The sequence below is a fragment of the Peribacillus frigoritolerans genome (genome assembly GCF_001636405.1).
Taxonomy (GTDB): domain Bacteria; phylum Bacillota; class Bacilli; order Bacillales; family DSM-1321; genus Peribacillus; species Peribacillus frigoritolerans.
Genome location: NZ_KV440950.1, coordinates 1,702,392 through 1,729,191, shown reverse-complemented (window position 1 = coordinate 1,729,191; position 26,800 = coordinate 1,702,392). Strand labels below are relative to the sequence as shown.

Genomic DNA, 26,800 nt, shown 5'->3' with positions numbered 1-26,800 from the left:
TTCCTTATAATCTCCCAAAAAGGCATCCATGTGACAATGGATGCCTTTTTCATTTTCAATAATCAGTATGACTCAGTTTCTCAATCCTCCATCGATGATAAATCACCGGTTGGCAAATCAAGTTCCCAAGCTTTCAAGACACGGCGCATGATTTTACCGCTTCTTGTTTTAGGAAGTTTATCCCTGAATTCAATTTCACGAGGTGCTGCATGTGCTGCTAGACCATGCTTCACAAATGTACGAATATCCTCAATCAACTCATCGTTCGCATCGTATCCGTCCCGAAGGGCGATAAACGCTTTGATAATCTCCCCCCGAACCGGATCCGGCTTACCGATGACCCCCGCTTCAGCTACAGCTGGATGCTCGACCAACTTGCTTTCCACTTCGAAAGGTCCGACCCTCTCCCCTGCAGTCATGATGACATCATCGACACGGCCTTGGAACCAGAAATAACCATCTTCATCCATGTATGCGGAATCCCCCGAAACATACCAATCGCCTGGCATAAAGTAAGATTCATATTTCGCTTCATTCTTCCAGACGGCCTTCATCATCGAAGGCCAGCCTTTCTTGATGGCAAGGTTCCCCATTCTATGCGGCGGAAGCTCGTTGCCTTGATCATCCACTATTGCCGCTTTCACGCCAGGAATCGGTTTACCCATCGAACCCGGTTTGATTTCCAGGCAAGGATAATTGCAGATGACCTGAGCCCCGGTCTCCGTCATCCACCATGTATCATGGATCCGGTGATTGAATACCTTCATTCCCCAGCGCACCACTTCCGGGTTCAACGGTTCACCGACACTTAAAATATGGCGGAGAGTGCTTAAATCGAACCGCTTAACGATCTCGTCACCCGCGCCCATCAGCATCCTGAAGGCAGTCGGTGCACTATACCATACCGTGACACCAAAGTCCTCCAAGGTCTTGTACCAGGATTCAGGCTTGAAACGCCCGCCTACAATGACATTCGAGGTCCCTGTCAGCCAAGGTCCAAAAATCCCGTAAGACGTCCCTGTCACCCAACCAGGATCCGCTGTGCACCAATACACATCCTCATCCTGTAAATCAAGGACCCATCTTGCCGTTTGATAATGCTGGATCATCGCATTATGAACATGAAGCACCCCTTTTGGTTTTCCTGTGGAACCGGAGGTATAGTGAAGAATCAGACCGTCATTCCGATCGACCCATTCAATGTCGAATTTTTTGTCGGCTTCTTTTAATTTCTTATTGAAGTGATGGTACTTTCCTTCTTCTTTTATATTTTCCCCCACCAGGAAAATATGCTTTAAATGGGGTAATTCATCCACTGGAACGCGCGGCAAAAGTTCAGGTGTCGTCACAATCACACTTGCCTCACTATCTTCAAGACGATCCCTTATGGCGCCTTCCATGAAGGCTTCGAACAACGGCCCTACGACCGCTCCCGTTTTAATCGCACCCAACAATGCAAAATACAGCTCCGGGGAGCGAGGCATGAAAATGAAAACACGATCACCTTTTTCCACATTGGCAATGTTCTTGAATACATTGGCCGCTTGGTTCGTATAATCTTTCATTTCCTTGAATGTATACTTTTCATTTCTTTTATCGTCTTTGTAATAAAGGGCCACTTTATTCTTTTTGTATGTTTCGACATGGCGGTCAATGGCTTCATACGCAAGATTCACTTTACCGGTTTCAGACCAGGAGAATTCCTTTTCCGTCTCAGACCAGTCAAACTTATTGTATTTTTCATCATAATTCTTTAAATTAAAATTACCTTCCACTACTGGTAACGCTTTCACATTCATACGACAAACTCCCCCTTCATTCGGCTCTATATTTTTATTATAGTATAAGAATCGAATTATCTCAATTTTTAAAATATTGGGCACTTCCATATTAGGGAAATCCCTTCTTGGTGAAGGTTGAAAGTTACTGGTATATGGTCATGGTCAAGGTGCATCCATATGGTAGCCGGGAAAGAAGGAGCACTGTAACAAAAGCGCCTTGAACTTTCTGAATTATGCCCCTTGTTTTCATGTATAATTTATGTAAGCTTTCCATTCGGTTTAAAAGCGATGCTTCGGAATGCGAGAGTGTAAGATTACTATATAACAAGGGTGGTGAAAGAATGGAATATAGTAAGACCTTTTACACTAAGGAACTGCAGACATTAAGCGGAACGCTCATCATCGAGGGACCGTTAAGCGGAGAAAAAATGTCCGCTTATGAGTTTCATGAAGACTTGGTCGCCTTTCGCCCCCCTGCTTTGCAGCATAAAGCGTTAATAGAGATAGCAGACTTGCCTGAAGGCAGGATCTTCATCGCCCGTGAAAATGAAACAATCGTGGGGTATGTAACTTACTTATATCCCGATCCCTTGGAGCGCTGGTCGGAAATCAAGATGGAGGACCTGATTGAGCTTGGTGCAATCGAGGTCATCCCTAAATACCGGGGTGCCTCGGTCGGGAAGAACCTGATCCGCCTTTCAATGGAAGACGATTCGGTTGAAGACTTCATCATCATCACCACTGAATACTATTGGCATTGGGATTTGAAAGGGACAGGGCTGAATATTTGGGACTATCGCAAGGTCATGGAAAAAATGATGAGTGCGGGTGGCTTGGTCTACTTTGCAACAGATGATCCTGAAATCAGTTCCCACCCGGCCAACTGCCTGATGGCCCGAATTGGCAAAAGAGTCCCGCCGGAATCCATCCAGAAGTTCGACCAATTGCGTTTTATGAATCGGTTTATGTATTAAAGAGGAGAGGAAGAGGAGGAAGGAAAATGATTGTTGAAACAATAATGAATGAGGATGTCATCACCCTCACTCCAACGGATACCATCCATAGCGCTGTCTTGATCATTAGGGAGAAACGAATTCGCCATATACCCATTGTCGATGAAAGCTTTCAACTTGTGGGATTAGTCAGCGACCGTGATATTCGGGATGCTGCCCCTTCTATTTTCCGTACCGAAGAATACAAAAATGATTTACAAAAACCATTATCAAGCATCATGAAAACGGAAATAATCACGGGGCACCCGCTTGATTTCGTGGAAGAAATCGGGGCTGTTTTTTGTGATAACAATATCAGCTGCCTTCCAATCGTAAAGGGCAGGAAGTTAGTGGGCATCATAACCGGTTCTGATTTACTTCATTCATATGTTGAGTTGACAGGAGTCAATCAGCCCGGTTCCCAAATCGAAATCAGAATCCCGGATAAGGCAGGTTCCCTTCATGATATTGCCCATATTTTCAAAAGGCGCAATACGAATATCCTGAGCACCCTTGTTTATCCTGAAAAAAATGGAACCGATTATAAAATTCTTGTAATTCGTGTACAGACGATGAATCCATTTATGGTGGTGGAGGATTTGAAGAAAGAAGGCTATACCGTTTTATGGCCTAGTCTACCGGGGATTTCACATGAATGATACATCCCTTTTCGTCTATTCGGATGAACTCCTTACCTACAAATTCAACGATGATCATCCATTCAATCAAAAACGGCTTAAACTCACGCTTGATTTATTAAAAAAACACCATGCCATCAATGATGATCAAATTATCAAGCCAAGAATGGCTACCGATGCAGAATTGGAACTGATCCATGATCACCATTATGTAAACGCTGTCAGATTAGCGGGCCAGGGAAAGCTCCCCCCTGAAAAGGCAGTAAATTATGGACTGGGAACAGAGGATACCCCTATCTTCCCCAATATGCACGAAGCAAGCGCCTTGCTTGTAGGCGGTACCTTGACGGCTGTGGATGCCGTCATGACCGGTCAGTCCCTGCACGCACTTAATCTTGGCGGTGGCCTGCATCACGGTTTCCGCGGGAAAGCTTCGGGCTTTTGCATTTACAATGATAGTTCGGTCGCGATTAAATACCTGCAAAAGAAATATGGGGCGCGTGTCTTGTATGTCGATACCGATGCACATCATGGTGATGGAGTCCAATGGTCATTTTATGATGATCCCGATGTATGCACCTTATCCATTCATGAAACGGGGCGCTACTTATTTCCCGGCACCGGCACGATTAACGAGCGAGGCCAGGGTAAAGGCTACGGCTATTCATTCAACATCCCGGTCGATGCGTTCACAGAAGATGAATCCTGGCTCGAATGCTATAGGGCTTCCTTTAAAGAGGTCATTGAATACTTCAAACCGGATGTCATATTAACGCAAAACGGAGCCGATTCCCATTATTACGATCCGCTCACCCATTTATCTGCGACCATGAAGATTTTTAGGGAAATACCAAAGTTGGCCCATGAAATGGCCCATAAGTATTGCGAAGGACGGTGGATTGCAGTAGGCGGCGGCGGATATGATATATGGCGCGTCGTCCCGAGGGCTTGGGCGAGGGTCTGGCTTGAAATGACGGATAATGATATTTCAGGTCCCCTATCAAAGGAATGGCTCGATAGCTGGCAGCCTGAGTCCCCTGTTCCCCTACCGGCTGAATGGGATGACATGGAAGATATATACGAACCCATTCCGAGAAAGCCTGAAATTACCGAGAAGAATGCCCTGACGCTTGAAAAGGTCCTTTATCCCATCAGGTCTTCCAAGCAAACATCGAAAAGCAATGAACAAAGTTAACCAAAAGATCGTTGAAAAACGATCTTTTTTTGTTCGGTCAAACATTTGGGAAACAAAAAGAGAGTGCCATCGGGACACTCTCCAAACCAGTTATTTCGTTGATTGACGGTTTTCAATCCGATGCGGCAGGATCACCTTTTCAAGACCTTCCTCCACTTGTTCTTTATTCATCAACTTTGTAAGAAGCCTCATCGCAACCGCACCAATATCATATAAAGGTTGAACGATCGTCGTGATTTGCGGACGCACCATCAATGTCAATCTCGTATTATCGAAGCTGATCACTTCAAAGTCTTCCGGTACATTATACCCTTTGTCCTGTGCGGCATGGACAATACCAAGCGCCATTTCATCAGCACCGGCGATGAAAGCCGTCGGCCTGTCTTCAACTTCCAGGTACTTTTCAAAAGATTCAATTCCTGAATCATATGTATAATCACCTTCAACAATATACCTTTCATCAAATGAAAGACCAGCTTCTTTCAATCCTCGTTTATATCCAGTCAGTTTCATTTCATTAATCAGCGCGGAAGGGTTTCCGCTTACAAAAGCGATATGCTTGTGGCCTTTATTAGCAAAGAAGGTCACTGCGTCAAATGCCGCCGCCTCATAATCAATATTAACAGATGGAACTTGCCCGCTTTCATCTACCGAACCTGCCAGAACGATCGGAACCGGTGAATTCGTAAACTCTTTGACATGCTCATCAGAAATGTTGCCGCCCATGAATACGATGCCATCCACTTGTTTTCCAAGCATCGTATTCAGCAAATGGAATTCCTTATCTATATTCTCGTCAGAACTGCTTAGAATGATATTGTATTTATACATGGTGGCTATATCTTCTATGCCCCGTGCCAATTCGGCAAAAAAGATGCTCGAGATATCCGGGATGATGACCCCGACAGTAGTCGTTTTCTTCGAGGCAAGTCCCCTTGCCACTGCATTCGGTCGGTACCCTAACTTTTCAATCACATCGGAAACTTTCTTCCTTGTTGCAGGCTTTACATTTGGATTCCCGTTAACTACGCGGGAAACGGTGGCCATGGAAACATTCGCCTCACGTGCCACATCATAAATGGTTATATTATTCATTCATCCATTCCTCCATTTCTTTCATTTTCCCCATAAAAGACCCGAATTATTTCGGAAAAAAATCTTTTATGCGTTTTTCTCTATAAGGAAGATTATTTTAGGAACGATCTGCCTAACAAAAAACAGTCCTACTCTCTTCTCAGTCAAATATTCAATACCCTATTCAAGTATAAAATTCACATAGATATCACTTTATGTATGACTCAATCTTCCGAACAGTTCTCATTCTTGTTATTTATCATACGATAGTCGAATCTTTCCTGCAATCCAATAGTGCTTATTTCGAAGGTTTTTCTGTAAAAACTAGTATTTTACCATTAAAAAAAGCCCTTGCCAAGTTGGTAAGGGCCGTAAATAGATCAATTCAAGACATTCTTAGCTTAAACAGTTACCCAGTTCAAACGTTTAATTTCATCGTAGAATTCATCAAATTGTTTGAAGTCCATTTGCTGTGCAGAATCCGATAGAGCAACGGAAGGATCCGGATGCACTTCAGCCATAACACCGTCAGCACCGATTGCAAGAGCCGCTTTAGCCGTAGGAAGCAATAGATCGCGACGTCCAGTTGAATGCGTTACATCAACCATGACCGGTAAATGTGTTTCTTGTTTTAAGATCGGTACAGCAGAGATATCAAGTGTATTTCTTGTTGCTTTTTCGTAAGTGCGGATACCGCGTTCACAAAGGATGATGTTGCCATTGCCCTGCGACATGATGTATTCAGCTGCATGAATGAACTCTTCAATCGTTGCAGCCAGTCCGCGTTTTAACAGAACTGGTTTATTTACTGCACCTGCCGCTTTTAGCAAGTCGAAGTTCTGCATGTTCCGCGCCCCGATTTGGATGACATCGATATGATCGATTGCCGCTTCAATATCATTGGCACTCACGATTTCACTGATGACAGCCAAGCCGTATTCATCAGCAACGCGTTTAAGTATTTGTAAACCTTCCAAACCAAGCCCTTGGAAGTCATATGGAGATGTACGTGGCTTAAAGGCACCGCCGCGCATCAATTTCAAACCTTTAGCTTTAATGACTTCCGCCACCGCAGCTGTCTGTTCATAAGATTCAACGGCACATGGTCCGAAAACGAAGCTAGGGATCCCGTTACCTACCAATTCACCCTTGATGTCGATGATCGTGTCTTCAGCTTTTTGTTTTCTTGATACAAGAAGCGTCTTCTTCTGATCATCCTTTTGCAGCTCCAAGCCCAATTTAAAGATTTCTTTGAAAATATGTTTAATCGAACCAAGATCAAGCGGTCCTTGATTATTGGCTTCGATAAGATCCAGCATTGTTCTTTCACGGACCGGATCGTAACGGTTTACACCTTGTTTTTCTTTAACGCGACCAATTTCCTGTACAAGTTCAGCACGTTGATTAATAAGATGTAATAACTGAAGGTTCACATCATCCAGTTGATTACGAAGTCCATCAAGCTCTTTGTTGCTCATTACAAATCCATCCCTTCGTTTTTTAAAATAGAAATCGGTTCAGCGGATTCAAACTAAAAAAATCCCATCCGGATCCTCGAACATCCACCCCGATTGTTTTATCAATGAAAAATTTAGAATATTTCATGTATGATTAAATCAATTATAAATGAAGTGTCCATAAATGTCACTATATTTTTCTTTAATAATTAAACGCTTTTAAGCATTAAAGTTATAAATGCATAAAACTAGGTTCGGCTCATGCCAGAAAAACGATTACACAGAATATTGAAACAGATCCGTTGTAGGAATTATATTGGAAATAGAACAGGAAAGCTATCATTTAATTGATCATTTTTCACAAGAGCATAGAAAAGTTTAAATCTTCTGCCACTTTTCCGAAGCTGAGAAATGTTTAAAGAGTCTTTACGGAAGGGCCTCTCTAGAAAAGGTTTCCCCAGGATAAACATCCTTAGGCCCGCCAATCAATGGAATAATAAAAGGCCGGACCCCTTACCAAAGGGATCCGGCCTTCACATTCATTCTGTAATGGCCTTGCTCAATGAATCATATGTAATCCGCCAATGAGATTCATTCCACACAGGCTTTCCACCTTTAAAAAGGATGGCCTGAGGTGATTGATGTTTGACCTCAAAGGTTTCTGCCACATAATTGGATAGTGGACGAGCTTCCTGGACGGCCAAATAGGCCGTTTTTAGTTGTTCGTTCCCTAAGGTGTACCTCTCATATTGTTCAAATGCTTCAGCACTTACAGGGCATGTTACGCTATGCTTGAAAAGCAGGAATGTATCCTCTTTTAGAAGCTCATTGAATTGTTCTTCTGTTTCGATTTTGCTCATGACCATATAGCAGTCTCCTTTCCTTGTCATATAAATTTTACCATCAAAAAGGCGATGAAGCCATCGAAGCACTTCACCGCCTTATTCTTCGTCCCTTAATGCCTCTTCATTCCCATTAAAGGAATCCAGGGAGTTTAATTCTTTAGTTTACTCTCCGTTTCATCAAATGCCTTTTTCGCTTCATCAAGTTTTAATTTTGCCGCATTCTTGTTTCCGCTTGTAGGATCTGCAGGATTATTTTCCGAATCATTGCTGTTAGCAAAGTTCGTTTCGACGGATACGATAGGTGCATCGGTAGTTCCGGTTACATCAATATCCTTATTGCTTGAATTGGTTGTATCATCAGCAGCGTCGCCGTTTTCTTTTCCTGTTTTCAGGCTCTTCACTTTGTTGACGATATTCGAAGATTTATTGGAAACGATTTCCGTGACGGAGTTTGTTTTTTCTTTTGCAGTATCAGCAAGGACTGTACCTTTTTCCATCGCCGTTTGTCTTAATCTTTCTGTTTTCTCGGAAATGTTTCTAGCTTGTTCATTGAAGTCATTCCTTAATTCCTTGCCTGTTTTCGGAGCCATGAACAAAGCTGTAGCCGCTCCGATCATCCCGCCGATCAAGGCGCCAATCATAAAGTCCTTAGAATTGATCGAGTCGCGTTCGTCCTCATATGATTTCTGATAGTCCTTTGTCGGAAATTCTTTTTGAGTCATAATACATTCCCCTTTCAATTTTCAGTTCATTTTTATTTAACTAGATTTTATGATCTAGAACGTAAAAACCTTTTTTTAGGTAAGTTATCTGTTTCCAGCGCTTCCCTTTCTAACTCTGCCCTTTCAGTCGGGGTCGGGGCTGCCTGTTTGCTTCTGGACTTCCATTTGTCCCTGATCTCCATGGCTACATTACTCCATTGTACAATTTGTGAGATTCTTTCTTGATTATTATCAATCTCAGCCTGCACTTTATGGGAAACCTTTTGGATGGAAGAATTAAAGCTGGAGATGGATGTACCTACATCCTTCACCGCATCCACCACCGTGTTCAGGTTTTCTGACTTTTGCTGCAAATCTTCAGCCAACGTATTCGTTTTATGTAATAACTGAGTAGTTTCGAGCGTTATGCCCTGCATTTGGCTCTCTAGTCCTGTCAGCGTCCGGGCCACACTGTCCAGGGTAGTTTGAAGTGATGTCAGTACCTTCGTTAGAAAAATAACGAGTACCAAAAAAGCTATCGCTGCAACAGCAGCACTTACGTATAAAATAATCTCCATTGGAACACCTCCGAAAAAAATCGACTTATTTAATAGCTGTTAGATATTAATTACCCCTTCCCTATTATTATAAACGTATTTATTTTTTCAATATACCCTATCAAACCCTAATCTGGAAATATTGTTGTCTGAATCCAGTTCCTCCGTGAAATTCATGGGTGACACTTATGGCAGGAAATCGGGTATGATAGAAAAGATAAGTCGAATTTAAACAATGGAGGTATTTTTTATGAAAGATCCCAGAATTGGTACATTGGCCAAAAACTTAATCAATTATTCCGTGAAGCTTCAAAAAGGTGAAAAAATCTTGATCGAAAACTTTGGATTGCAGCGTGAACTTGTTAACGCACTTGTGAATGAAGCCTATGCAGCAGGTGGTTACCCATTCGTCCTGTTAAAGGATCACCAAGTGGATCGGGCCTTGCTGATGGGTGCTAAAGAAGAACAGTACAAGATGATGGGTGAGTTTGAAGCAAACGTAATGAAACATATGGATGCTTATATCGGGCTTCGTGCCGGGGATAATATCAATGAACAATCCGATGTCCCTTCAGAGAAGATGGCGATTCATGGACAGACAGTCGGTAAAGTACATAGAAATATCCGCGTGCCAAAAACAAAATGGGTCGTACTTCGCTACCCGACAAATTCCATGGCCCAATTAGCCAAAATGAGCACAGAAGCATTCGAAGACTTTTATTTCGAAGTCTGCAACCTCGACTATGGCAAAATGAGTGCAGCAATGGACAACCTTGTTGAATTGATGGATAAAACGGATAAGGTCCGCTTAACTGGGCCCGGTACGGATCTAACCTTCTCCATCAAAGACATTAAAGCCATCAAATGTGCGGGTGAGCTGAACATTCCTGACGGTGAAGTATATACGGCTCCAGTTAAAGATTCCATCAATGGAGTGATTTCGTATAATACTCCTTCCCCATATCAGGGTTTTACTTTTGAAAACGTGAAGTTGACATTCAAGGATGGAAAAATCGTTGAAGCGGTCGCGAATGATACGGAACGCATCAACAAAATTTTTGATACTGATGAAGGCGCACGATATGTCGGTGAATTTGCAATTGGTGTAAATCCTTATATTCTACACCCGATGCAAGATATCCTCTTTGATGAAAAAATTGATGGAAGTTTTCATTTCACTCCAGGACAATGCTATGATGATGCCTTTAACGGAAACCATTCAGACATTCACTGGGACCTGGTCAATATCCAGCGGCCTGAATATGGCGGCGGGGAAATCCATTTTGATGACGTCTTGATACGTAAGGACGGACGCTTCGTTTTACCTGAATTGGAAAATTTAAATCCGGAAAATTTAAAATAACCCAATAAAAAAACGACCGATCCGCTACAACGGATGGTCGTTTTTTTTATTTTACCTGCAGTGAATGCTCATAGGCTGCTTGGAATTTTTGAATGTCCCCCGCACCCATAAATAACACGACACTGTTATCATGGTTTTGCAATATAGATGTTGTGTTCTCCGTAATCAGTTCGGCACCTGGAATCTTATCTTGAAGGTCTTCAATCGATAACTTTCCTTGATGTTCACGAGCAGATCCAAAAATTTCACATAAGTATACTTTGTCGGCCAAATTCAAGCTGTCGGCGAATTCATCCAGGAATGCCTGCGTTCTCGAGAAAGTATGCGGCTGGAATACAGCAACAACTTCACGCTCTGGATATTTCTGACGAGCCGAGTCAACAGTTGCAGAGATCTCGGTCGGATGGTGTGCATAATCATCAATGATGATCTGACTTCCGATTTCCTTTTCGGAGAACCGGCGTTTAACTCCGCCAAAAGTCCGCAATTGGGCTTTCACAGCTTCCGTATCCAAGTTTTCATATTTACAAAGTGCAATGACACCAAGTGCATTCAACACATTATGCTTTCCAAAAGTAGGAATAGTGAATGTATCATAGTAATTGTTCCTTACATGCACATCAAAAGTCGTGCCATCCGGAGTGACGGAAACATTTTTCGCTTGAAAATCATTTCCTTCTGCAAATCCGTAAAAAATAACCGGTACTTTCGCCTGAATATGTGGTAAATGCTCATCATCCCCGCACGCAATGATGCCTTTGTTGACTTGAAGGGCCATCGTTTGGAAAGCCTCGAACACGTCTTCGACATTAGCGTAATAATCAGGATGATCAAAATCGATATTCGTCATGATTGCATAATCCGGATAATAGGAAAGGAAATGACGGCGATATTCACATGCTTCGAAAACGAAGTAATCAGAATTCACGATTCCTTTACCCGTTCCATCCCCAATCAAGAAGGATGTCGGTTTAGCGCCCCCCATTACATGGGCAAGTAAGCCGGTCGTCGATGTTTTACCATGCGCTCCCGTAACCGCCACGCTGATGAAGTTTTTCATGAAATCACCTAGGAAACGGTGATAACGGATAATCGGCAAATCAAGTTCTTTTGCCTTCAAGATTTCCGGATGACTATCCGGAAACGCATTTCCTGCAATGATGGTCATTCCAGGTTGAATATTTTCCTCGTTGAAAGGAAGGATTTTAATCCCGGCTTTTTCTAATGCCAATTGTGTAAAAAATTCTTTTTCGTAATCGGAACCCTGCACTTCAATATTCATATCATGCAGTATTTGTGCAAGAGCACTCATACCCGACCCTTTAATTCCCACAAAATGGTAAGCAGTCATAAAGCGAACCTCCACCAATCGTCTACCTGTATGACAGTATATGACGTCATCTTTTATTTGTTTTTCCATTACGAGACTTGTTAGTAACGCAATTTCTTCATAGGTTTTCGAACTTTTATTTTCAATCATTCATCAACAAAAAACTATTATATCACTTTTTTATTCATTCATCCATGTCAGGCAGATGCCAATTTATCAAATCATTGGCTTTTCCCTCAATTAAGGTGATAAAAAAGGGTTTTCACCCTTTCACATTATATACAATTTCCTTTTATTAGGTTCTCTTAATTAACATGTAAAAATTCCAGCTCTTCTTGCGTAATCAATACATCCCTGGGCCTTGAGCCCCTGGATTCGGAAACGACCCCCTGTTGCTCCATCATTTCTATTAGACGCGATGCACGGTTATATCCGACACGGAAACGCCGTTGGACGCTCGACGCGGATGCGGCCTGCTGGCTCACGACAAATTCACATGCCTCGAAAAACAGTTCATCCGCTTCTTCCGTGACCTGGGCCCTGTTCAGCAAGTCTTCCTGTTCAAACAGGTATTTCGGCTGTTGCTCCCGTTTAACATGGTTGACCACTTGATCGATTTCTTCATCACTCACGAAAGTCCCTTGCAGGCGCACCGTTTTTGAAGAGCCGTTTTCAGCGAATAACATATCTCCTCTTCCCAAAAGTTTTTCTGCACCGCCGCTATCGATGATTGTACGGGAGTCCACTTGAGAAGAAACCGAAAAAGCGATCCTTGTCGGGATATTTGCCTTGATCAATCCAGTTATGACATCGACTGAAGGTCTTTGAGTGGCTACAATCAAATGGATGCCGCAGGCACGGGCCTTTTGAGCAATCCGGCAAATCGCTTCCTCTACATCAGCCGGGGACATCATCATTAGATCTGCAAGCTCATCGATGATCACCAGGATATAAGGCAGCTTGCTTGAATATTGACCGGCTTTTTCCGCTTGTTCATTAAAGCGGGTGATATCACGTACACCGGCATGTACAAACAATTCATAACGCCGTTCCATCTCCTCTACAGCCCATTTTAACGCAGCCGTAGCGGCTTTTACATCGGTTATGACTGGACTGACCAAATGCGGGATCCGGTTATATGGGGCTAGCTCGACCATTTTCGGATCGATCAACAGTAATTTCAGCTCCTGCGGCGTCGCTTTATACAGCAAGCTGACCAGCATGGTGTTGATACAGACACTTTTCCCCGACCCCGTTTGCCCGGCTATCAAACCATGCGGCATCTTTCTCAAATCCGTGATGATCGGCTGACCGGATATATCGAGGCCTAAAGCCACGGCAAGCGGTGATTCATGCTCTTGAAACTCAGTACTTTCCAAAACCTCACGCAAAAATACCGGTTTGCTTTTCCTGTTCGGAATCTCGATGCCGATTGTATGTTTACCCGGAATGGGCGCTTCCATCCTCATATCCTGGGCAGCAAGGCTTAATTTGATGTCATCCATCAGGTTCGTCACTTTATTAACCTTCACTCCCGGCTCCGGATGCACCTCGAAACGAGTGACTGCCGGTCCTTGGGTGACATTGACGACCTTTGCACGGACATTGAAATTTTTCAATGTCTGATCAAGTAATACAGTCTGTTCCCCGAGCCACTCATCATCATGCACAGCATAAGTGGGAGGTGTCAGCAATTCGATATTCGGAAACACATAGTATGGATTATCATCCGCTTCCACGGAACCAAAAACTTCAAGGGCATTGCCCTGGCCACTTTCCGCTGTTTCTGTTAATACCGCTTCTTGATACCCATCTCCAGAAATGGGGGATTCCTGTTCTAGAAGCGGCTTAGGGTCGGAACCAATAACGGATTCACCTGCATTTTCAGGCCCGCCGGCGGTTTTGGTGTCCAAAAAGGCAGATGTAATGTCCCGAGTCTCCTCTTTCGGCATAACTCTGCCTTCCTCCGGTTTCCGTTCGGGAATAGCGGATGGTTCCGCTTGTCCTGCCTCCGTTTGGGCAGCATCATCCATTGCTCGTTTATCAGGTGAAACTACTGCCCTTTCCGGATTAAGGCTTTTTTTTTCCGGCATCATTTTATTCATGAAGCCATTTTTTTCCCGATCTTGCTTAAGCATCATCACATTAAATGGAATATGTTTTTTCGGACTTTTAGGCTGCACTTCAGGTATTGCCTCAGATGAGTCACTTTCAGGCATTGTCTCTTGACTAACGAATGGTTGATTTGATTGTACAGCAGCCTCCGCATGAACCGATATCGCTTCAGGCCGTGTGTCGTCCGCCTGTTCCATGATGGATACGGCGACTTCGCGTCCAAAATCGACTTGGTCCTGTTCAATAGCCTCTTTTTCTACCTCAGGCTCAATTATGTTAGGCTCGCTTACCGTTTCTTCTGGCAATGACTCAATGGAATTTCTACGAAAGAAAGCGGGTATCTCCGTATCTTCCCTTTTTTTTTCCGCTTGTTCCGGTATAAGAATGGCGGGTTTTGCCGTCATTTCCTCATGTGACGCATCTTTTGAGATTTCAGGGATCGATACCGGAATCTCGATAGCGGGTTCTTCTTTTTTAAAGATGGGCATTTTGCTTTCCAATTCATATTCGACAATTTCTTCAGAAGGGACTATTTTTTTTTCCGGACGACGGAACCCGTAAATCGGTGATGGGATTTCCGTTGGGCGGAATGGAGTATTTGACGGGACTATTTTTGAATTTTCCTCCCGGTCAAGGCTTCTCCGTTTTGGTTCAGGATCCCTTACAGGCCTTCTCGTTGTTTCTTTAGTCACATTCTTCCCCTGTTTGGGTTCGTTGTCTTCCCTATTTCTTTCCCTAGGTTTTCTTTTATTCTGCTCCCGGTCTGGAATGAGCGGAAACTTGAACTGGCCTTTTGGATATTGAAACAGGATTTTCGTATCCGGGTCTGGCGTCTGGGACATTTTTTCCACTTTTTGATTGTAAACCTTTATTTCTTCTTTCTTTGACTTCGTAAGCTTCGAAAAATCCATTTTCCTCAATGTCTCTTCATCAAGCGGTTCATCTATAATAATCTCTTCGATTTCAATAATTTCCTCTGCTTGGAACCATTTTTTCATCTTATTTAGCCATTTCAAAACTATCACTCTTTCTACATCTGTAGTTATGTAACTAATTCTACCAGTTATTTTAAAAATATCGAGAAAATTTAAGCTAAATTGGGATTAGTATCTACTTTTTTATCACATTCTTGCTACCTTAACGTATTTCGCAGAACTCCTACCCTATTAAACCCCTTCTGCAATGGGTTTAAACCTATCATCACGAAATAACATTAGCCCCTAGTCTACTATTTAAATAAAACACAGCTGTTAAATCGCGTTTACAAAGAGATTAAGTTTTTTATGCTGACTTGAAAACAGACTGGCCAATTCATTGCATCATCCTTCATGAAACCTCCGGCAGAATCCTATTGCCTGTCGCAACCCATAAAACACCGTTCGTTAATACCGAACGGTGTTTTGTGGGTTTCTCCGTTTTTTTTGCAAACGAAGACCAAAGGACTAGTTCCATTCATAAAAACGGCAAACAACCTGCGCCACTGATTTGGAAGCGATCAAAAGGGCATCTTCATCAATGTCGAATTTAGGATGGTGATTGAAATATGCCTTCTCCACCCCTTTCGGTTTACAGCCAATGTAAAAGAAGCAGCCTGGTATCTTTTCTGCATAATACGAAAAATCTTCTGAACCTGATAAAACCGGAAATTCGACTACCTTCTTAATCTCTTTGTCATTCATGCTTTCCAGGCTATTTTTCACGAATTCAGTCAGTTCAGGGTCATTATATAGTGGAGGATAATCGGGCACATATGTAAGTTCGCACTGAACATCGAATGTTTTATCCATATTTTCAAAATATTACAATTATATTATCACCGATTAAAAAATAAATATCAACTACAAGAGAGTTATAAACTCTATCAAACTTTAAAAGGACCGCTGCCAGATGCTGGCACGGTCCTTTTGTGATTCCCTATATTATTGTTCACGCTTTTTGTTTTTACCCATAATGAAGATGGGCTCCAACTCATTTTCTTCGTAAAGGAATGATAGAGCCGTAATCGGAACATGACCGCTGGCAAAGAAGCTCATCGCCATTTGCGCCAGAATATCATAGCCCGTATCATTCTTCACATCGGCAATGATGATGACATCCTGATGGGGAATGGCCACAGCCATGGTTCCCTCGACCTTGTCCTTCATCTCCCGAAGCCATGATTCATTCAGGATCCTGCTGGCATCATATCCATCATTCGTGTTCAAAAAATAAAATGCATTACCTGCAACGATATCCGACTTCATTTCAGTGGAGAGCGAACGGGCATTAAAAAGGGCAATTTCACGGATCCTGTCACCCTGCCAGTTTTCCCGTTGAATCATCTTTTCATCTATAAGACGGTAGGTTTTACCTAAATCAAGGGCATAAAAAATCCGGGTTTCAGCTGTATGCTCATCGAATAAAAACGGATTTCCGTCTTCCGATTCCATTGGAAAGGAGGTCGAGCGGATGACTGGGAAAATGAATTTCTCCTTGCCTTCCATGCTGTGTTCTCCCCCCATCACATTCAGGGCCTCTTCCACGTAATAAATAATTTCATCGATGGCCTTTTCCCGTACGTTTTCATAGTTAGCAAGTACAGGAGGCAACTCGATGGTGATCCCTTTCCCGGTCTTCACATTTTCCACCCGTAACGTATCTTGCTTGCTATCGAATTTGAATGTCCGACTCTCATCTTTTAAACGTTCCTTCAAAATATTTTTCAGCTTAGTGCTGTCCATTTTCATGACTGACCCTCCTCTTCATTGAAAAATCCCCAGCGAGAAGGGGATTATGATTATAGTGATTGAATGAATTCCTCAATTTGTTCTTGCGTTTTGCGATCCTTGCTCACGAATCTGCCTAGCTCTTTACCATTATCATAGGCGATGAAACTTGGTATACCGAATACATCATTAGCCGCACACACATCGATGAATTCATCACGGTCCACATAAATGAATGTAAAATCAGGAAATTTCGTTTCTATCTCCGGCATTATCGGTTCGATTACACGGCAATCTCCACACCATGTAGCGGAAAAAAGAAAGATATGTTTGCCTTCATTTTTCAATGCATCATATTGCTCGACGGTTTGTAACTTTTCCATTTGAATATTCCTCCTGCTCTAAATGACACCTTAATTTTTTATAATCCCATCATACCAGACTCTCCCCGAATCAACCATTAATACGGATCGGTTGAAAGGCAGGGTTCAGCTTATCTCTGGGGCACGGATGAAACGATTTCCATCATTTGTTTTGCATCGGTTTTTAATTGGTCTTTATCCGTTTCCGTTGTCAGTTTCACCCCGCCGATCCCCACTGCAAGCTCATACTTTTCTTTCGGTATTTCTTTAATTGAAATAAAGCCGAATTTATCATCAGTTTGAAAAGAATGCAGCACTTCAAATTGATCCTCTTGTTCCTTAATCGCCAAATATAACACGGAACTGTCTTCTTTTTCATTTGGATTGACAAATAATATATAAATCTGATCACCTTTTTGTAAAATCAAGTTATTATCATGTTCTTCCACTACTTTAAAATCCTTGGGCAGATGGACCTGAATTAGCCCTGCCTCTTGATTGGGCTGTTTTTCATCGTCACGAAAAGCCACTTCAGCAGCCTTCATTGCCTTTTCGGTTTGTCTCTCGATCCCTGAGCAGCCTACGATCAAACTGCTTATCAACAGGATAACAAGGAAATTCTTATTCGATAAAGCCATCGTCATTCCTCCAGCCGTCTCTTTTACTATCTTATGGATAATATTATCCTTATTTATGGAATTCATCCATTTTCTAAAAAACATGGTACAATGAAAGCAATTTTAATATCGAGGAGGAAAACAATGAAGTTAACCGTTTATCTTGCTGGGGAAATCCATTCAAATTGGAGAAGTGAGTTGAGAGATAAGGCCGCTGCTCTGAAGCTTCCATTAGAATTCCTCGGCCCGATGGAAAATCATGAACGCTCCGATAATATCGGTGAAGATGTCCTCGGGGAACAGCCGAATCCTATCCTGAAGGATGCAGCCGCTTCCCAAATCAATAATATACGGACAGGTCTTTTGATGAAAAAAGCCGATCTTGTCGTCGCTCTGTTTGGCGAGAAATATAAGCAGTGGAATACTGCCATGGACGCAAGCACCGCCATTGCCCTGGGAAAACCGCTTATTTTGATTCGCCCGGAAACCCATCACCATGCCTTAAAGGAATTATCGGAAAAGGCGAGTGTCACGGTCGAATCCGTGAACCAAGCCATGAAGGTGCTTTCCTATATTTTTGAAGACGGGCTGTAAATCTCCCTGCCCTTAACCATGAAGGGCTGATCATTTCATATTTACAAATAAAAAAGCTTGCAGGGGCAAATTAGATGCCTAACCCCTGCAAGCGAATAACGAATGATTTTGATGGTTGAATATTATCCCTTTTTAATCGGAATCCAAATTTCGGAGTAATAGTCAGGATTTGAAGCATCCGCATTGTCGTATACTTCCAATTCAGGAGTTCCGGCATGTTCATGACCGCTCGTAGGGAACCATTCGGAAAAAATCCGCTTCCAAGCTTGTTGCATGCTATCAGGCATAGGTCCGTGAACTTCAAATACAACCCACTTGGAAGCCGGTATCGTAAGGGTCGAAAACTCTTCAGGCACTTTCCCGGCATACTCTGCACCTATCCAATAATCCATCGTTTCACTTTTTCCCACATTACGCTTATCGACACATACACCAAGCAAGCCATTTATTTGGCCATTGTTCAACTTCGCTAACCTATCTCCTGTTCCATTCGAATTGACTTTCTCCCACAACTTTGGAATCCCAATCAAATTCTCTTCATTAACCAAGGAAAACTCTTGCTTGATTCCAATCAATTGAAAGGAATCCCTTTCAAGGATATTGTATTTCACCGGTTTTGCCCCTTTCAGAATGACCTGTATCATCAGGCGTTCATAGAATTTCAGCTTTCCCATATACTTTCGCGCTTCGCTTGGAGATACCCCATGCTGCCTTCGAAAAGCTTTTGAGAATGCCTCGGGGGTGTCATAGCCGTACTTGTAGGCTAAATCAATGACCTTGCCATTTGTGGATGATATCTCCTGGGCAGCTAAAGTCAGTCTTCGACGCCGGATATATTCACCAATGGATATATCCGTTAAAATGGTGAAGGTCCGTTGAAAATGAAAAGCCGAGGCATTCGCCTGCCTGGAAATGCTCTCGATCGTAAGGTCCTCCAATAAGTGCTCCTCGATATAGTCGATGGCCTTTTGGATTGATTCAACCCACCCCATATCCGCTCACCCCTTGTCACTATAGTAGCAAGACCGCTCAATAAAACCCTGTCTTATTCTGCTCAGTTTTGGCAGTGTTCGTTTCCATTCGAAGACGCCTTTCCATGACAGTGATTCATAAATCGTGCTTTCTCATTTTCAGTTTATATTCGTGTTGACCGGCTAGCATCCTCATGATGTGAAGGAACATATCGCCCCTCGTGATTCGCTCATTTGTAAATACGCCGATCGCCCCTTCCTTTTTGCTAATATTCTCTTGCTTTGTGAAGGCGTCCATCACCGGGCCCAACTCTTCACCGTCCAGCACCTTCCCGGCAACGATTCCCGGAACCGGGATTCTCGCTCCGGCAGCTACAAAAACCTCACCGTCCCTCGTGGCCATTGCACCCCAATTACACAGAAACAGGGCTTGTCCCATTTTCACGACACCGCCTTCAAGTCCGATACCCATATCGGCATCACTGTGTATCAAGCAATTCCGGGCACGTGTCATGGCCCCCTCCATCGTTTCCTCGTCTGAAAAAGGCTGTTCCGGGACCCCGCTCTCCACTTGAAGCGAAATGATTTCAGCATCTTCATATACACCAAGCACGGCACTTACTTTCGCCGGATTCTTACTGCCTACTGCTATTTTCAATATAATTACCTTCCTTCTATGTAAAAAAAGCTGATGGAAAAGGATTCATGACAGCATCCCTTTCCATTCCAGCTTCTTCCATCAACCGTTTTTTATCAAGGTCTCGAATGTCGTTTTATCACAGGAACGAACCAATTTCCCAATCAGTTCACGGGCAGCGGCATAATCATCAATATGAATCATGGATGCATGTGTATGAATATAGCGGGAACAAATGCCGATCACCCCGCTTGGAATGCCTTCGTTTGCAATATGGACTTGCCCTGCATCCGTGCCGCCCTGGGAAACGAAATATTGATACGGAATCTCATTCGACTCGGCCGTATCAAGGATGAATTCCCTCATGCCGCGATGCGTAACCATCGAACGATCAAAAATGCGGAGCAGTGCCCCTTTTCCCAACTGGCCAAATTCATTTTTACTGCCGGACATATCGTTCGCCGGACTTGCATCCAAAGCAAAGAAAAGATCCGGTTTGATCATATGAGCTGCAGTTTGCGCACCTCGTAATCCCACTTCCTCCTGGACGGTTGCCCCGGAATATAAGACATTCGGCAGCGTTTCACCTTTTAAATCTTTTAACAATTCAATCGCAAGTCCGCAGCCATAACGATTATCCCACGCTTTTGCTAGGATTTTCTTCTCATTGGCCATTGGCGTGAATGGACAAATCGGGACAATCTGCTGACCGGGCTTAATACCGATTCTCTTCACATCTTCCTTATCATCCGCCCCAATATCAATCAGCATATTTTTGATATCCATTGGTTTTGAGCGTTGCGACTCATCAAGCAAATGGGGCGGAATCGAACCGATGACACCAATGACCGGACCGTTATCGGTTATGATCTCGACTCTTTGGGCCAAAAGCACTTGGCTCCACCAGCCTCCTAGGGTCTGAAAGCGAATCATTCCATTTTCTGTTACGGATGTGACCATGAATCCCACTTCATCCATGTGCCCGGCAACCAGGACGGTCGGCCCATCCTCATTGCCTCTTTTTACGCCAAATATTCCGCCGAGGCGATCTTGGACGATTTCGTCCGAATACTTTTGCAACTCACTCTTCATGAAACTCCGAACTGCATGTTCATTTCCCGAGGCTCCCGGTAATTCCGTCAATGTTTTAAAAAGCTCCAAAGTCTCATGATTCATTTTTCTACCCCTAACTATGTATTGTTTCTTTCTATTTTACAAAACTTAGCATCATGTTACACTAGAAAGTTCTAATTTATCAGTTTATGGGTAAAATTTCAAATTATTAGTCAAATAAAGCGTTCTTCTGTATACTAGAAGAAGTGATTTTATAAAATGCAATGGAGGAGAAATCAATGAATTGGAAAACGTTTTTACTAGGTACTGCAGCCGGGTTTGCTGCTGGCTATGCAGCAAAACAATTATTGGATCAATCAAGTAAACCTTCTCCCGATAAAGTCTTGGCCCAAGTGAAGGAAACAGTCAAAAAGGACGGAAATATATATGGCTCATGGATCTTGATGAAGCCGGAGAACTATACAAAAAACGATTTGGACTATGAAGTGTACAAAGGCGGGATCACCAGAAATACAGAAGGTAAACGCGAGCAATTCGAATTTGTTGCAGATGCTTCGACAGGAACGATATTGGAGCTTAATGCTCAAAATGATTGAAACAAAAAAGGAGGGCCGTCAGATGACGTCCTCCTTTTGCTTTCCTTTTAACGCTTCCGTTTCAATTCGGCTAGTATCTCCTTACCCGTTGCATCCCATTTGATGGCACAGTATTGGGCATCATGGTAAAAGCTATACCAGGACCCATTTTCCAGTCCGGATTTCATCCACTTTTCCTTCGCCTCGATGGAAGTCATGGGATAATCATCATAAGCGAGGACCCAGAGGACATTCGCATGCGCGTGCGTCGGCATGATATCTGCCATGTGGATCAATCTATCCCCGCCATCTTCTATGATGATGATCGCATGTCCATCACTATGCCCCCCGGTATGGATCATTTTAATGCCGGCCGTAATTTCCCGTTCCCCTTCAAAAGGACGTACAAGAGAAGCGACAGCCTCCCAGTTTTCTGCCCAATATGTACTTTTTGAACGAATATTCGGGTTTTTCATTTCCGCCCATTCCGTTTTGGTCGTTATGATTTCTGCACGCTCGAAAACAGGCACCCAAGTTTCACCTTCACGTTTCGTCAACCCGCAGGCATGATCGAAATGTAGATGGGTCATTAAAATGTAATCGATATCATTTGGCTTAATCCCAAGTCTGCCAAGATCTTCGACAAGATTGGATTCCTCCGTCACCCCAAAATTCCGTTTCTGCTTGTCATTCATCTTTCCATTGCCAATACCGGAATCTATAAGCATATTCAATCCATTAGCCTGGACCAAAATCGGATCCGTACGTAACTCGATTTGGTTATTTTCGTTAACGGGATACTTCTTGGACCAAAGCGGTTTCGGTACAACACCGAACATCGCACCGCCATCCAAGTGTGTCACACCGCCATTCAACCATGTTAATTTTATTTCCCCTATTTGCATCGTTTCCATTTTACCCCTCCTCTGCCTTTAGTTTAACACCCGCTTCCATATATTGAAATCGATAATAATCAAGGCATCCCCGTGAATCATAAACAAAAAAAAAACCAGATGCTATGCACCTGGTTTCTGATCGTTGTTTATTGGAACATTGCTTCCAATCGGTATATCCGATTGCCTTTACTCGAGAACTTTTCTTCATATTCAGTCATGATGTTGCCTTCAAAACTGCTGTTATGCAAATCAAGGCTTACAAACTTCAAGAGCATGCCGTATTCTGAAATACTTTTCAAGGAAGATTCGAATAACCCTTGATTATCCGTCTTGAAGTGAATCTCGCCTTTGTCTGGCAGGATGCCTTCATATACTTCGAGGAAGGTCTTATATGTTAATCGGCGTTTTGCATGACGTGATTTCGGCCATGGATCAGAGAAATTCAAGTAGACGCGATCCACGTCACCTTTTGCAAAATAGTCCCCTAAGTTCGCTGCGTCAACATTCAACAGCTTTAAATTTGGAACATCCGCTTCAATCAGCAAGTCCAATGCAGCGACAATGACGCTTCCATATACTTCAATTCCAATGAAATTCACATCGGGATGGGCCTTTGCCATTTCTGTGATGAAACGGCCTTTTCCCGTACCCACTTCAATATATAACGGATTATCGTTTCCGAAAACTTCATGCCATTTACCTTTATGGCTCACTGGCTGCTGAATTACATATTGTGGAAAATCATTCAAACGGTCTTCAGCCCAAGGTTTATTTCTTAAACGCATGATGACACCCCTATTTATAATATAATCGTTCAAACCATAACACGAGTGTATGGATTCCTGCAAGTTGATTTTTTCAGGAAACCCCCACTGGTCAAATAAAAAAACTGCCGGCCATCCAGGCGACAGTCACTGTAGTTTTCATGTATAAAACTTTCAGCAAAACACACCATAAATAAGTGAAGGGCAGGCGGGCACCACCTGGGAATCCCTTGAATCCATGTTTAAGAAAGGAGAGGCATTATATGCCGCTTTCCCATGAACACCAAATTTCACTATTGAAAGATATATTGACCAACCATCAAACAGACTGCTGCGGATCCGTTTCTGAATGTGAACAGGTTGAAAGGCTCGTCAAATCCTTAATGATCAATATGGAAATTGACAGCAATGTGAAAACGATACTGACGGAGATTTACGAATACAGTCAGACGGGCATCGGTACCGCCGATTTAGATGCACATATTTCAACCCACCAGAACGACCTGTCCCAGTGGGTGGATGATATAGATCAATTCTGATCAGCTGACCATCAATAAAGCTTCCAGTTTTTGCAGTAATTCATTTCTTTCCTCGTACCGCTTCCTGCGATGATGCCATTGGATGGAAAGCACAAGTTGTGAAACCGTGTGCCATTTCATCCTCATCTCCAGGCCTGCGTCAAGCTTCTTGCCGTAACGGGCAAGCCATTGATTCCATTCTTCCCTCGGGACATATGAATAAAGGAGTATGCCGAGGTCAATGGCCGGATCGCCAATGACCGCTCCGTCCCAATCAATCAGGAACAATCCGTCCGTTTCTGTCATGAGCCAATTATTGTGGTTCACATCACAATGACAGACGACTTTTTCGTCGCATTCAATCAACAGGAGATTGTTCTGTAAAAAATGGATGGCCTGTTTGATAATCGGAATGTCCGTAACATCCGAAGATAACCCGGTTTCTATGTCCGTAAGTATACTTTCAGGTCGTAAAGGGGATTTCCCAAGCCTTTTGAGCATGCTTAACAAAGGATCGGATTGATGAATTTTTTGAAGCAGCTTTGCGACTCTTATATTGTTCATTTCCTGCTGAGATAGCTCCCTGCCTTCCATCCAATGCTGGGCCGTAATTACATCCCCATTTTCCAGGCGTTTTGTCCACATTAACTTTGGAACAATGCCCTCAGCTGAAAGAACAGCTAAAAATGGCGATGAATTTCGTTTAAGGAAGAGCTTCTGCCCCTCTTTCTCGGCAATAAAGGCTTCTCCCGTAGCTCCTCCAGCAGGGGATATATCCCACTCCTGACCTAATAAATGTTCCAACTGGTTCACCTTCGATTTCCTCGCTTAATCATACAAATGTGGGTACGTTCACCTAGTGTATGTATTACCACTACTTTGAGTCCATGTTTTATAAAAAATCCGCCTGCTGGCGAAGCTGCATATATACTTGCATCGGGATGATACCCGCAATTAAAAACATCCTCATTTTAGAGAAATAAAAAAATAGCTATTGAGCAATTAAACAATAGCCATAAATTAAATTTTAGTTGAAAAACGGTTTCTTCGTCAAGTACTATAAAACGATTATACGCATAAAACAAAAACAAATAAATCATTTCATATTTTTGTATCGGTTATCAGCCTGTAACATGACGCGCAATTTCTCTTTCAGAACCACTGCAGCTACTTCGTTCCTACCAACAATTTCCCCATCAGACTGGATTTTCACTGCCCCTTCATTCTTCATTTTTATCTTTTTACCGGAAAAAGAATCAACATTTTTAATGTTCAGGTGACCGCCCCATAAAACGGTGATGAAGACGGTCAATAATTTCAACAAAGGAATATCATGGACCGCAATCACGTTCAACCTGCCATCATCCAGCTTCGACATCGGTGAAATTTTCATCCCACCGCCAAAATAGGACTGGTTCGCAATAACGATGAACCAAACCTTTTTCAAAAAATGCCGGTCACCATCAATGATCAATTCCATGCAGCCGGGCTTGTAAGTCACTATCTTTTTTATAAAAATGAACAGATAAATTAATTTACCCGCTCTGATAAAATTAAACCATTTTTTCAGAGGGGAACGGTCCGCTTCATCGGAAATTTCAGCATCAATGCCCATTCCCAGGCAGTTCACGAAATACCCCATCTGACCATTCGTCTCGAACTGTCCGATATCAATGGCACTAAAGGCATTATCCTGAAATAAAGAAAGTGCTTCTTCCACACTCTCGGTTTTTTGAGTGCCCCTTACATAATCATTGCCGGATCCAGCCGCAAGGGAGCCGATGATAGCGTGTGGGAAACCAATGTCGCCATTTATCATTTCATTGATCCTGCCATCTCCCCCGACAGCGATCATCCGGGTATCCTGCTTCGTCCCTGATAGGATCTCCTTCGTCAATCTTAGCGCATGCCCTTTTTCCCGTGTAAAAAACACCTCATGGGGAACAGCTTTTGATTGCAGTATTTTCTCGGCTTTTTTCCAAACCTTCAAACTCTCTCCATTTCCTGCCATTGGATTGACAATGAAATACACCGTTTCTTTAAGGTGCGGCATGCTGATTTCCATCCGTTTGGTTATACTCCGCTTCCCATTCAGGTCGCAGCCTGGATATAGTTTGGCAATATTCAAGCAAAGCCTGTGCCCCTTTTAACTGCTGTGCCTTGAGCGGAGACGATATGGCCCGCATCCTTTCGAACCATTCCGGGAAGGTCCGTTTATCCAATATCGTAATATCATAAGGGGCTTCGGGATAATCGACATATCCATTCCGGGATAAAATCACCTTTTTAATCGGCATGTTCACTCTATATAGCTCAAATAACTGGGAAACGATGTTCGTCATCCGATTTGCACCAAGCAAAGGATTGAGCACCTTTTTATCAGGATGCTTATGATGCCTGCGGACCCAGAATCGTTCACTTGACCCGATGAAAGCAGCGTCCTCTTCCGCTTCCAGAAACGTGATGCACCAAGCATCAACAGGGGTCAATAAAATGACTTCGACCTCAACAGGCGCATTTTTCAAAAGAAAGATAGGTTTGTATAATACGAGAAACGTATCCGGAAAACGCTGCAGAAAAAAGCGGAGCCTCTCATCCAAAAAGAATGATTGGTCCACAAATGACTTTTCACGAAGCGTCGAACTCCCCCATTTCATTTGAAAACGAAGCAATTGATTTAAAAAATTTTGCTTTAATTCATCGAGACTGGCCGGCCTGAACGGAAATCTTAATGAAAAAACATTAGGATCTTCAATCAGGTTCGGCATCGGCAGTTCTTCCTCCCCTGACTCCTGTTTACCTGGCCGAAGGAATATGCCTTTCACCTTTTTAAACAGGCGCTTCGAATCTTCCTGAGGAGGATCAAATTTGACCTGTGTTTCACTTTCAGTATGTTCACTATACAACCGATCTAGCTCGCCCGCATTATAAGCAGCCTCCAATTTATCCCATTGCTGTTTTTTCAACCGCGCAAATTGTGTAGGATAACGATAAATATCCTGCTCATACCGGGAAATATAATCTTGCATCTTATGAGCT

27 protein-coding genes are annotated in these 26,800 nt (G+C 43.0%); 7 read left to right on the top strand and 20 right to left on the bottom strand.

All coding sequences use genetic code 11. The features are described from left to right. Positions 1-80 precede the first annotated feature (80 nt). On the bottom strand, positions 81-1,799 hold the full coding sequence (gene acsA / locus A6755_RS08510) for an acetate--CoA ligase (RefSeq protein ID WP_063590433.1): 1,719 nt from the start codon (positions 1,797-1,799) through the stop codon (positions 81-83). A 323-nt stretch (positions 1,800-2,122) separates the two neighbouring features. Here acsA and A6755_RS08505 point away from each other — a divergent pair, with 323 nt between their 5' ends. Genes A6755_RS08505 through A6755_RS08495 form a run of 3 tightly spaced genes read left to right on the top strand, consistent with a single transcriptional unit; the run spans position 2,123 to position 4,606 of the window. Continuing rightward, positions 2,123-2,755 (top strand): GNAT family N-acetyltransferase, encoded by a 633-nt coding sequence (locus tag A6755_RS08505; protein WP_034309235.1) that lies wholly within the window; start codon positions 2,123-2,125, stop codon positions 2,753-2,755. Positions 2,756-2,781: 26 nt separating this feature from the next. Further along, the gene (locus A6755_RS08500) at positions 2,782-3,432 is read left to right on the top strand and encodes an acetoin utilization AcuB family protein (RefSeq protein ID WP_063590432.1); all 651 of its coding nucleotides are present in this window, start codon (positions 2,782-2,784) and stop codon (positions 3,430-3,432) included. Further along, on the top strand, positions 3,425-4,606 hold the full coding sequence (locus A6755_RS08495) for an acetoin utilization protein AcuC (protein WP_034309239.1): 1,182 nt from the start codon (positions 3,425-3,427) through the stop codon (positions 4,604-4,606). The genes A6755_RS08500 and A6755_RS08495 overlap by 8 nt, the downstream gene beginning before the upstream one ends. Positions 4,607-4,696: 90 nt before the next feature. Here the strand turns inward: A6755_RS08495 and ccpA are convergent, their stop codons facing one another. The 5 genes from ccpA to A6755_RS08470 form a co-directional block, all read right to left on the bottom strand. Then, a complete protein-coding gene (gene ccpA, locus A6755_RS08490; protein WP_048682265.1) occupies positions 4,697-5,701 on the bottom strand; it encodes a catabolite control protein A in 1,005 nt (334 codons plus the stop codon). 380 nt (positions 5,702-6,081) lie between these two features. Further along, positions 6,082-7,158 carry a bifunctional 3-deoxy-7-phosphoheptulonate synthase/chorismate mutase gene (locus A6755_RS08485; protein ID WP_034309244.1) on the bottom strand — a complete coding sequence of 359 codons (1,077 nt, stop codon included), beginning with the start codon at positions 7,156-7,158 and terminating at the stop codon, positions 6,082-6,084. Between the two features lie 518 nt (positions 7,159-7,676). Next, positions 7,677-8,003, bottom strand: a complete 327-nt coding sequence (ytxJ, locus tag A6755_RS08480) for a bacillithiol system redox-active protein YtxJ (RefSeq protein ID WP_034309246.1) — start codon at positions 8,001-8,003, stop codon at positions 7,677-7,679. 128 nt (positions 8,004-8,131) lie between these two features. Beyond that, a complete protein-coding gene (locus A6755_RS08475) occupies positions 8,132-8,704 on the bottom strand; it encodes a YtxH domain-containing protein (RefSeq protein WP_034309249.1) in 573 nt (190 codons plus the stop codon). A gap of 47 nt (positions 8,705-8,751) precedes the next feature. Next, entirely contained in the window at positions 8,752-9,261 is a 510-nt protein-coding gene (locus tag A6755_RS08470; protein WP_034309251.1) for a DUF948 domain-containing protein, read from the bottom strand. 229 nt (positions 9,262-9,490) lie between these two features. Here A6755_RS08470 and A6755_RS08465 point away from each other — a divergent pair, with 229 nt between their 5' ends. After that, the gene (locus A6755_RS08465) at positions 9,491-10,603 is read left to right on the top strand and encodes an aminopeptidase (protein ID WP_063590431.1); all 1,113 of its coding nucleotides are present in this window, start codon (positions 9,491-9,493) and stop codon (positions 10,601-10,603) included. 46 nt (positions 10,604-10,649) lie between these two features. Here the strand turns inward: A6755_RS08465 and murC are convergent, their stop codons facing one another. The 6 genes from murC to A6755_RS08435 all read right to left on the bottom strand — a co-directional run bounded on the left by murC (position 10,650) and on the right by A6755_RS08435 (position 17,753). Beyond that, complete coding sequence (gene murC, locus A6755_RS08460; RefSeq protein WP_034309255.1) at positions 10,650-11,954, bottom strand: UDP-N-acetylmuramate--L-alanine ligase; 1,305 nt, start codon at positions 11,952-11,954, stop codon at positions 10,650-10,652. 284 nt (positions 11,955-12,238) lie between these two features. Continuing rightward, positions 12,239-15,064 carry a DNA translocase FtsK gene (locus A6755_RS08455; protein ID WP_343929241.1) on the bottom strand — a complete coding sequence of 942 codons (2,826 nt, stop codon included), beginning with the start codon at positions 15,062-15,064 and terminating at the stop codon, positions 12,239-12,241. Positions 15,065-15,490: 426 nt separating this feature from the next. Next, entirely contained in the window at positions 15,491-15,835 is a 345-nt protein-coding gene (locus A6755_RS08450) for a M20/M25/M40 family metallo-hydrolase (protein ID WP_063590430.1), read from the bottom strand. Between the two features lie 132 nt (positions 15,836-15,967). Then, positions 15,968-16,774, bottom strand: a complete 807-nt coding sequence (locus A6755_RS08445) for a DUF1444 domain-containing protein (RefSeq protein ID WP_063590429.1) — start codon at positions 16,772-16,774, stop codon at positions 15,968-15,970. A gap of 50 nt (positions 16,775-16,824) precedes the next feature. Further along, positions 16,825-17,136 (bottom strand): thioredoxin family protein, encoded by a 312-nt coding sequence (locus tag A6755_RS08440; protein WP_034309264.1) that lies wholly within the window; start codon positions 17,134-17,136, stop codon positions 16,825-16,827. 110 nt (positions 17,137-17,246) lie between these two features. After that, positions 17,247-17,753 (bottom strand): hypothetical protein, encoded by a 507-nt coding sequence (locus A6755_RS08435; protein WP_057276738.1) that lies wholly within the window; start codon positions 17,751-17,753, stop codon positions 17,247-17,249. A 123-nt stretch (positions 17,754-17,876) separates the two neighbouring features. Between A6755_RS08435 and A6755_RS08430 the strand changes: the two genes are divergently transcribed. Continuing rightward, positions 17,877-18,326, top strand: a complete 450-nt coding sequence (locus A6755_RS08430; protein ID WP_063590428.1) for a YtoQ family protein — start codon at positions 17,877-17,879, stop codon at positions 18,324-18,326. A gap of 122 nt (positions 18,327-18,448) precedes the next feature. Here the strand turns inward: A6755_RS08430 and A6755_RS08425 are convergent, their stop codons facing one another. The 3 genes from A6755_RS08425 to A6755_RS08415 all read right to left on the bottom strand — a co-directional run bounded on the left by A6755_RS08425 (position 18,449) and on the right by A6755_RS08415 (position 21,110). Then, positions 18,449-19,318 (bottom strand): AraC family transcriptional regulator, encoded by an 870-nt coding sequence (locus A6755_RS08425; protein ID WP_063590427.1) that lies wholly within the window; start codon positions 19,316-19,318, stop codon positions 18,449-18,451. A 115-nt stretch (positions 19,319-19,433) separates the two neighbouring features. After that, on the bottom strand, positions 19,434-19,955 hold the full coding sequence (locus A6755_RS08420) for a DUF84 family protein (RefSeq protein WP_063590426.1): 522 nt from the start codon (positions 19,953-19,955) through the stop codon (positions 19,434-19,436). 81 nt (positions 19,956-20,036) lie between these two features. Further along, positions 20,037-21,110 (bottom strand): M42 family metallopeptidase, encoded by a 1,074-nt coding sequence (locus A6755_RS08415; RefSeq protein ID WP_063590425.1) that lies wholly within the window; start codon positions 21,108-21,110, stop codon positions 20,037-20,039. Positions 21,111-21,286: 176 nt separating this feature from the next. On the opposite strand from A6755_RS08415, the gene A6755_RS08410 reads away from it, so the two are divergent. Continuing rightward, positions 21,287-21,604: a PepSY domain-containing protein gene (locus A6755_RS08410; RefSeq protein ID WP_034309283.1), complete on the top strand. Its 318-nt coding sequence runs from the start codon at positions 21,287-21,289 to the stop codon at positions 21,602-21,604. Positions 21,605-21,651: 47 nt separating this feature from the next. Here A6755_RS08410 and A6755_RS08405 read toward each other — a convergent pair whose 3' ends face one another. Then, positions 21,652-22,497 (bottom strand): YtnP family quorum-quenching lactonase, encoded by an 846-nt coding sequence (locus A6755_RS08405; protein WP_063590424.1) that lies wholly within the window; start codon positions 22,495-22,497, stop codon positions 21,652-21,654. Between the two features lie 128 nt (positions 22,498-22,625). Next, on the bottom strand, positions 22,626-23,264 hold the full coding sequence (gene trmB / locus A6755_RS08400; RefSeq protein ID WP_034309290.1) for a tRNA (guanosine(46)-N7)-methyltransferase TrmB: 639 nt from the start codon (positions 23,262-23,264) through the stop codon (positions 22,626-22,628). A 242-nt stretch (positions 23,265-23,506) separates the two neighbouring features. On the opposite strand from trmB, the gene A6755_RS08395 reads away from it, so the two are divergent. Continuing rightward, positions 23,507-23,782 (top strand): YtzH-like family protein, encoded by a 276-nt coding sequence (locus A6755_RS08395; protein ID WP_063590423.1) that lies wholly within the window; start codon positions 23,507-23,509, stop codon positions 23,780-23,782. Here A6755_RS08395 and A6755_RS08390 read toward each other — a convergent pair whose 3' ends face one another. From A6755_RS08390 to A6755_RS08380, 3 genes are all read right to left on the bottom strand, one after another. Next, positions 23,783-24,565: a phosphotransferase family protein gene (locus A6755_RS08390; protein WP_034311469.1), complete on the bottom strand. Its 783-nt coding sequence runs from the start codon at positions 24,563-24,565 to the stop codon at positions 23,783-23,785. 292 nt (positions 24,566-24,857) lie between these two features. Next, positions 24,858-25,889 (bottom strand): diacylglycerol/lipid kinase family protein, encoded by a 1,032-nt coding sequence (locus A6755_RS08385; protein WP_134402108.1) that lies wholly within the window; start codon positions 25,887-25,889, stop codon positions 24,858-24,860. Further along, entirely contained in the window at positions 25,801-26,790 is a 990-nt protein-coding gene (locus tag A6755_RS08380) for a hypothetical protein (RefSeq protein ID WP_063590421.1), read from the bottom strand. The genes A6755_RS08385 and A6755_RS08380 overlap by 89 nt, the downstream gene beginning before the upstream one ends. Positions 26,791-26,800: the final 10 nt, after the last annotated feature.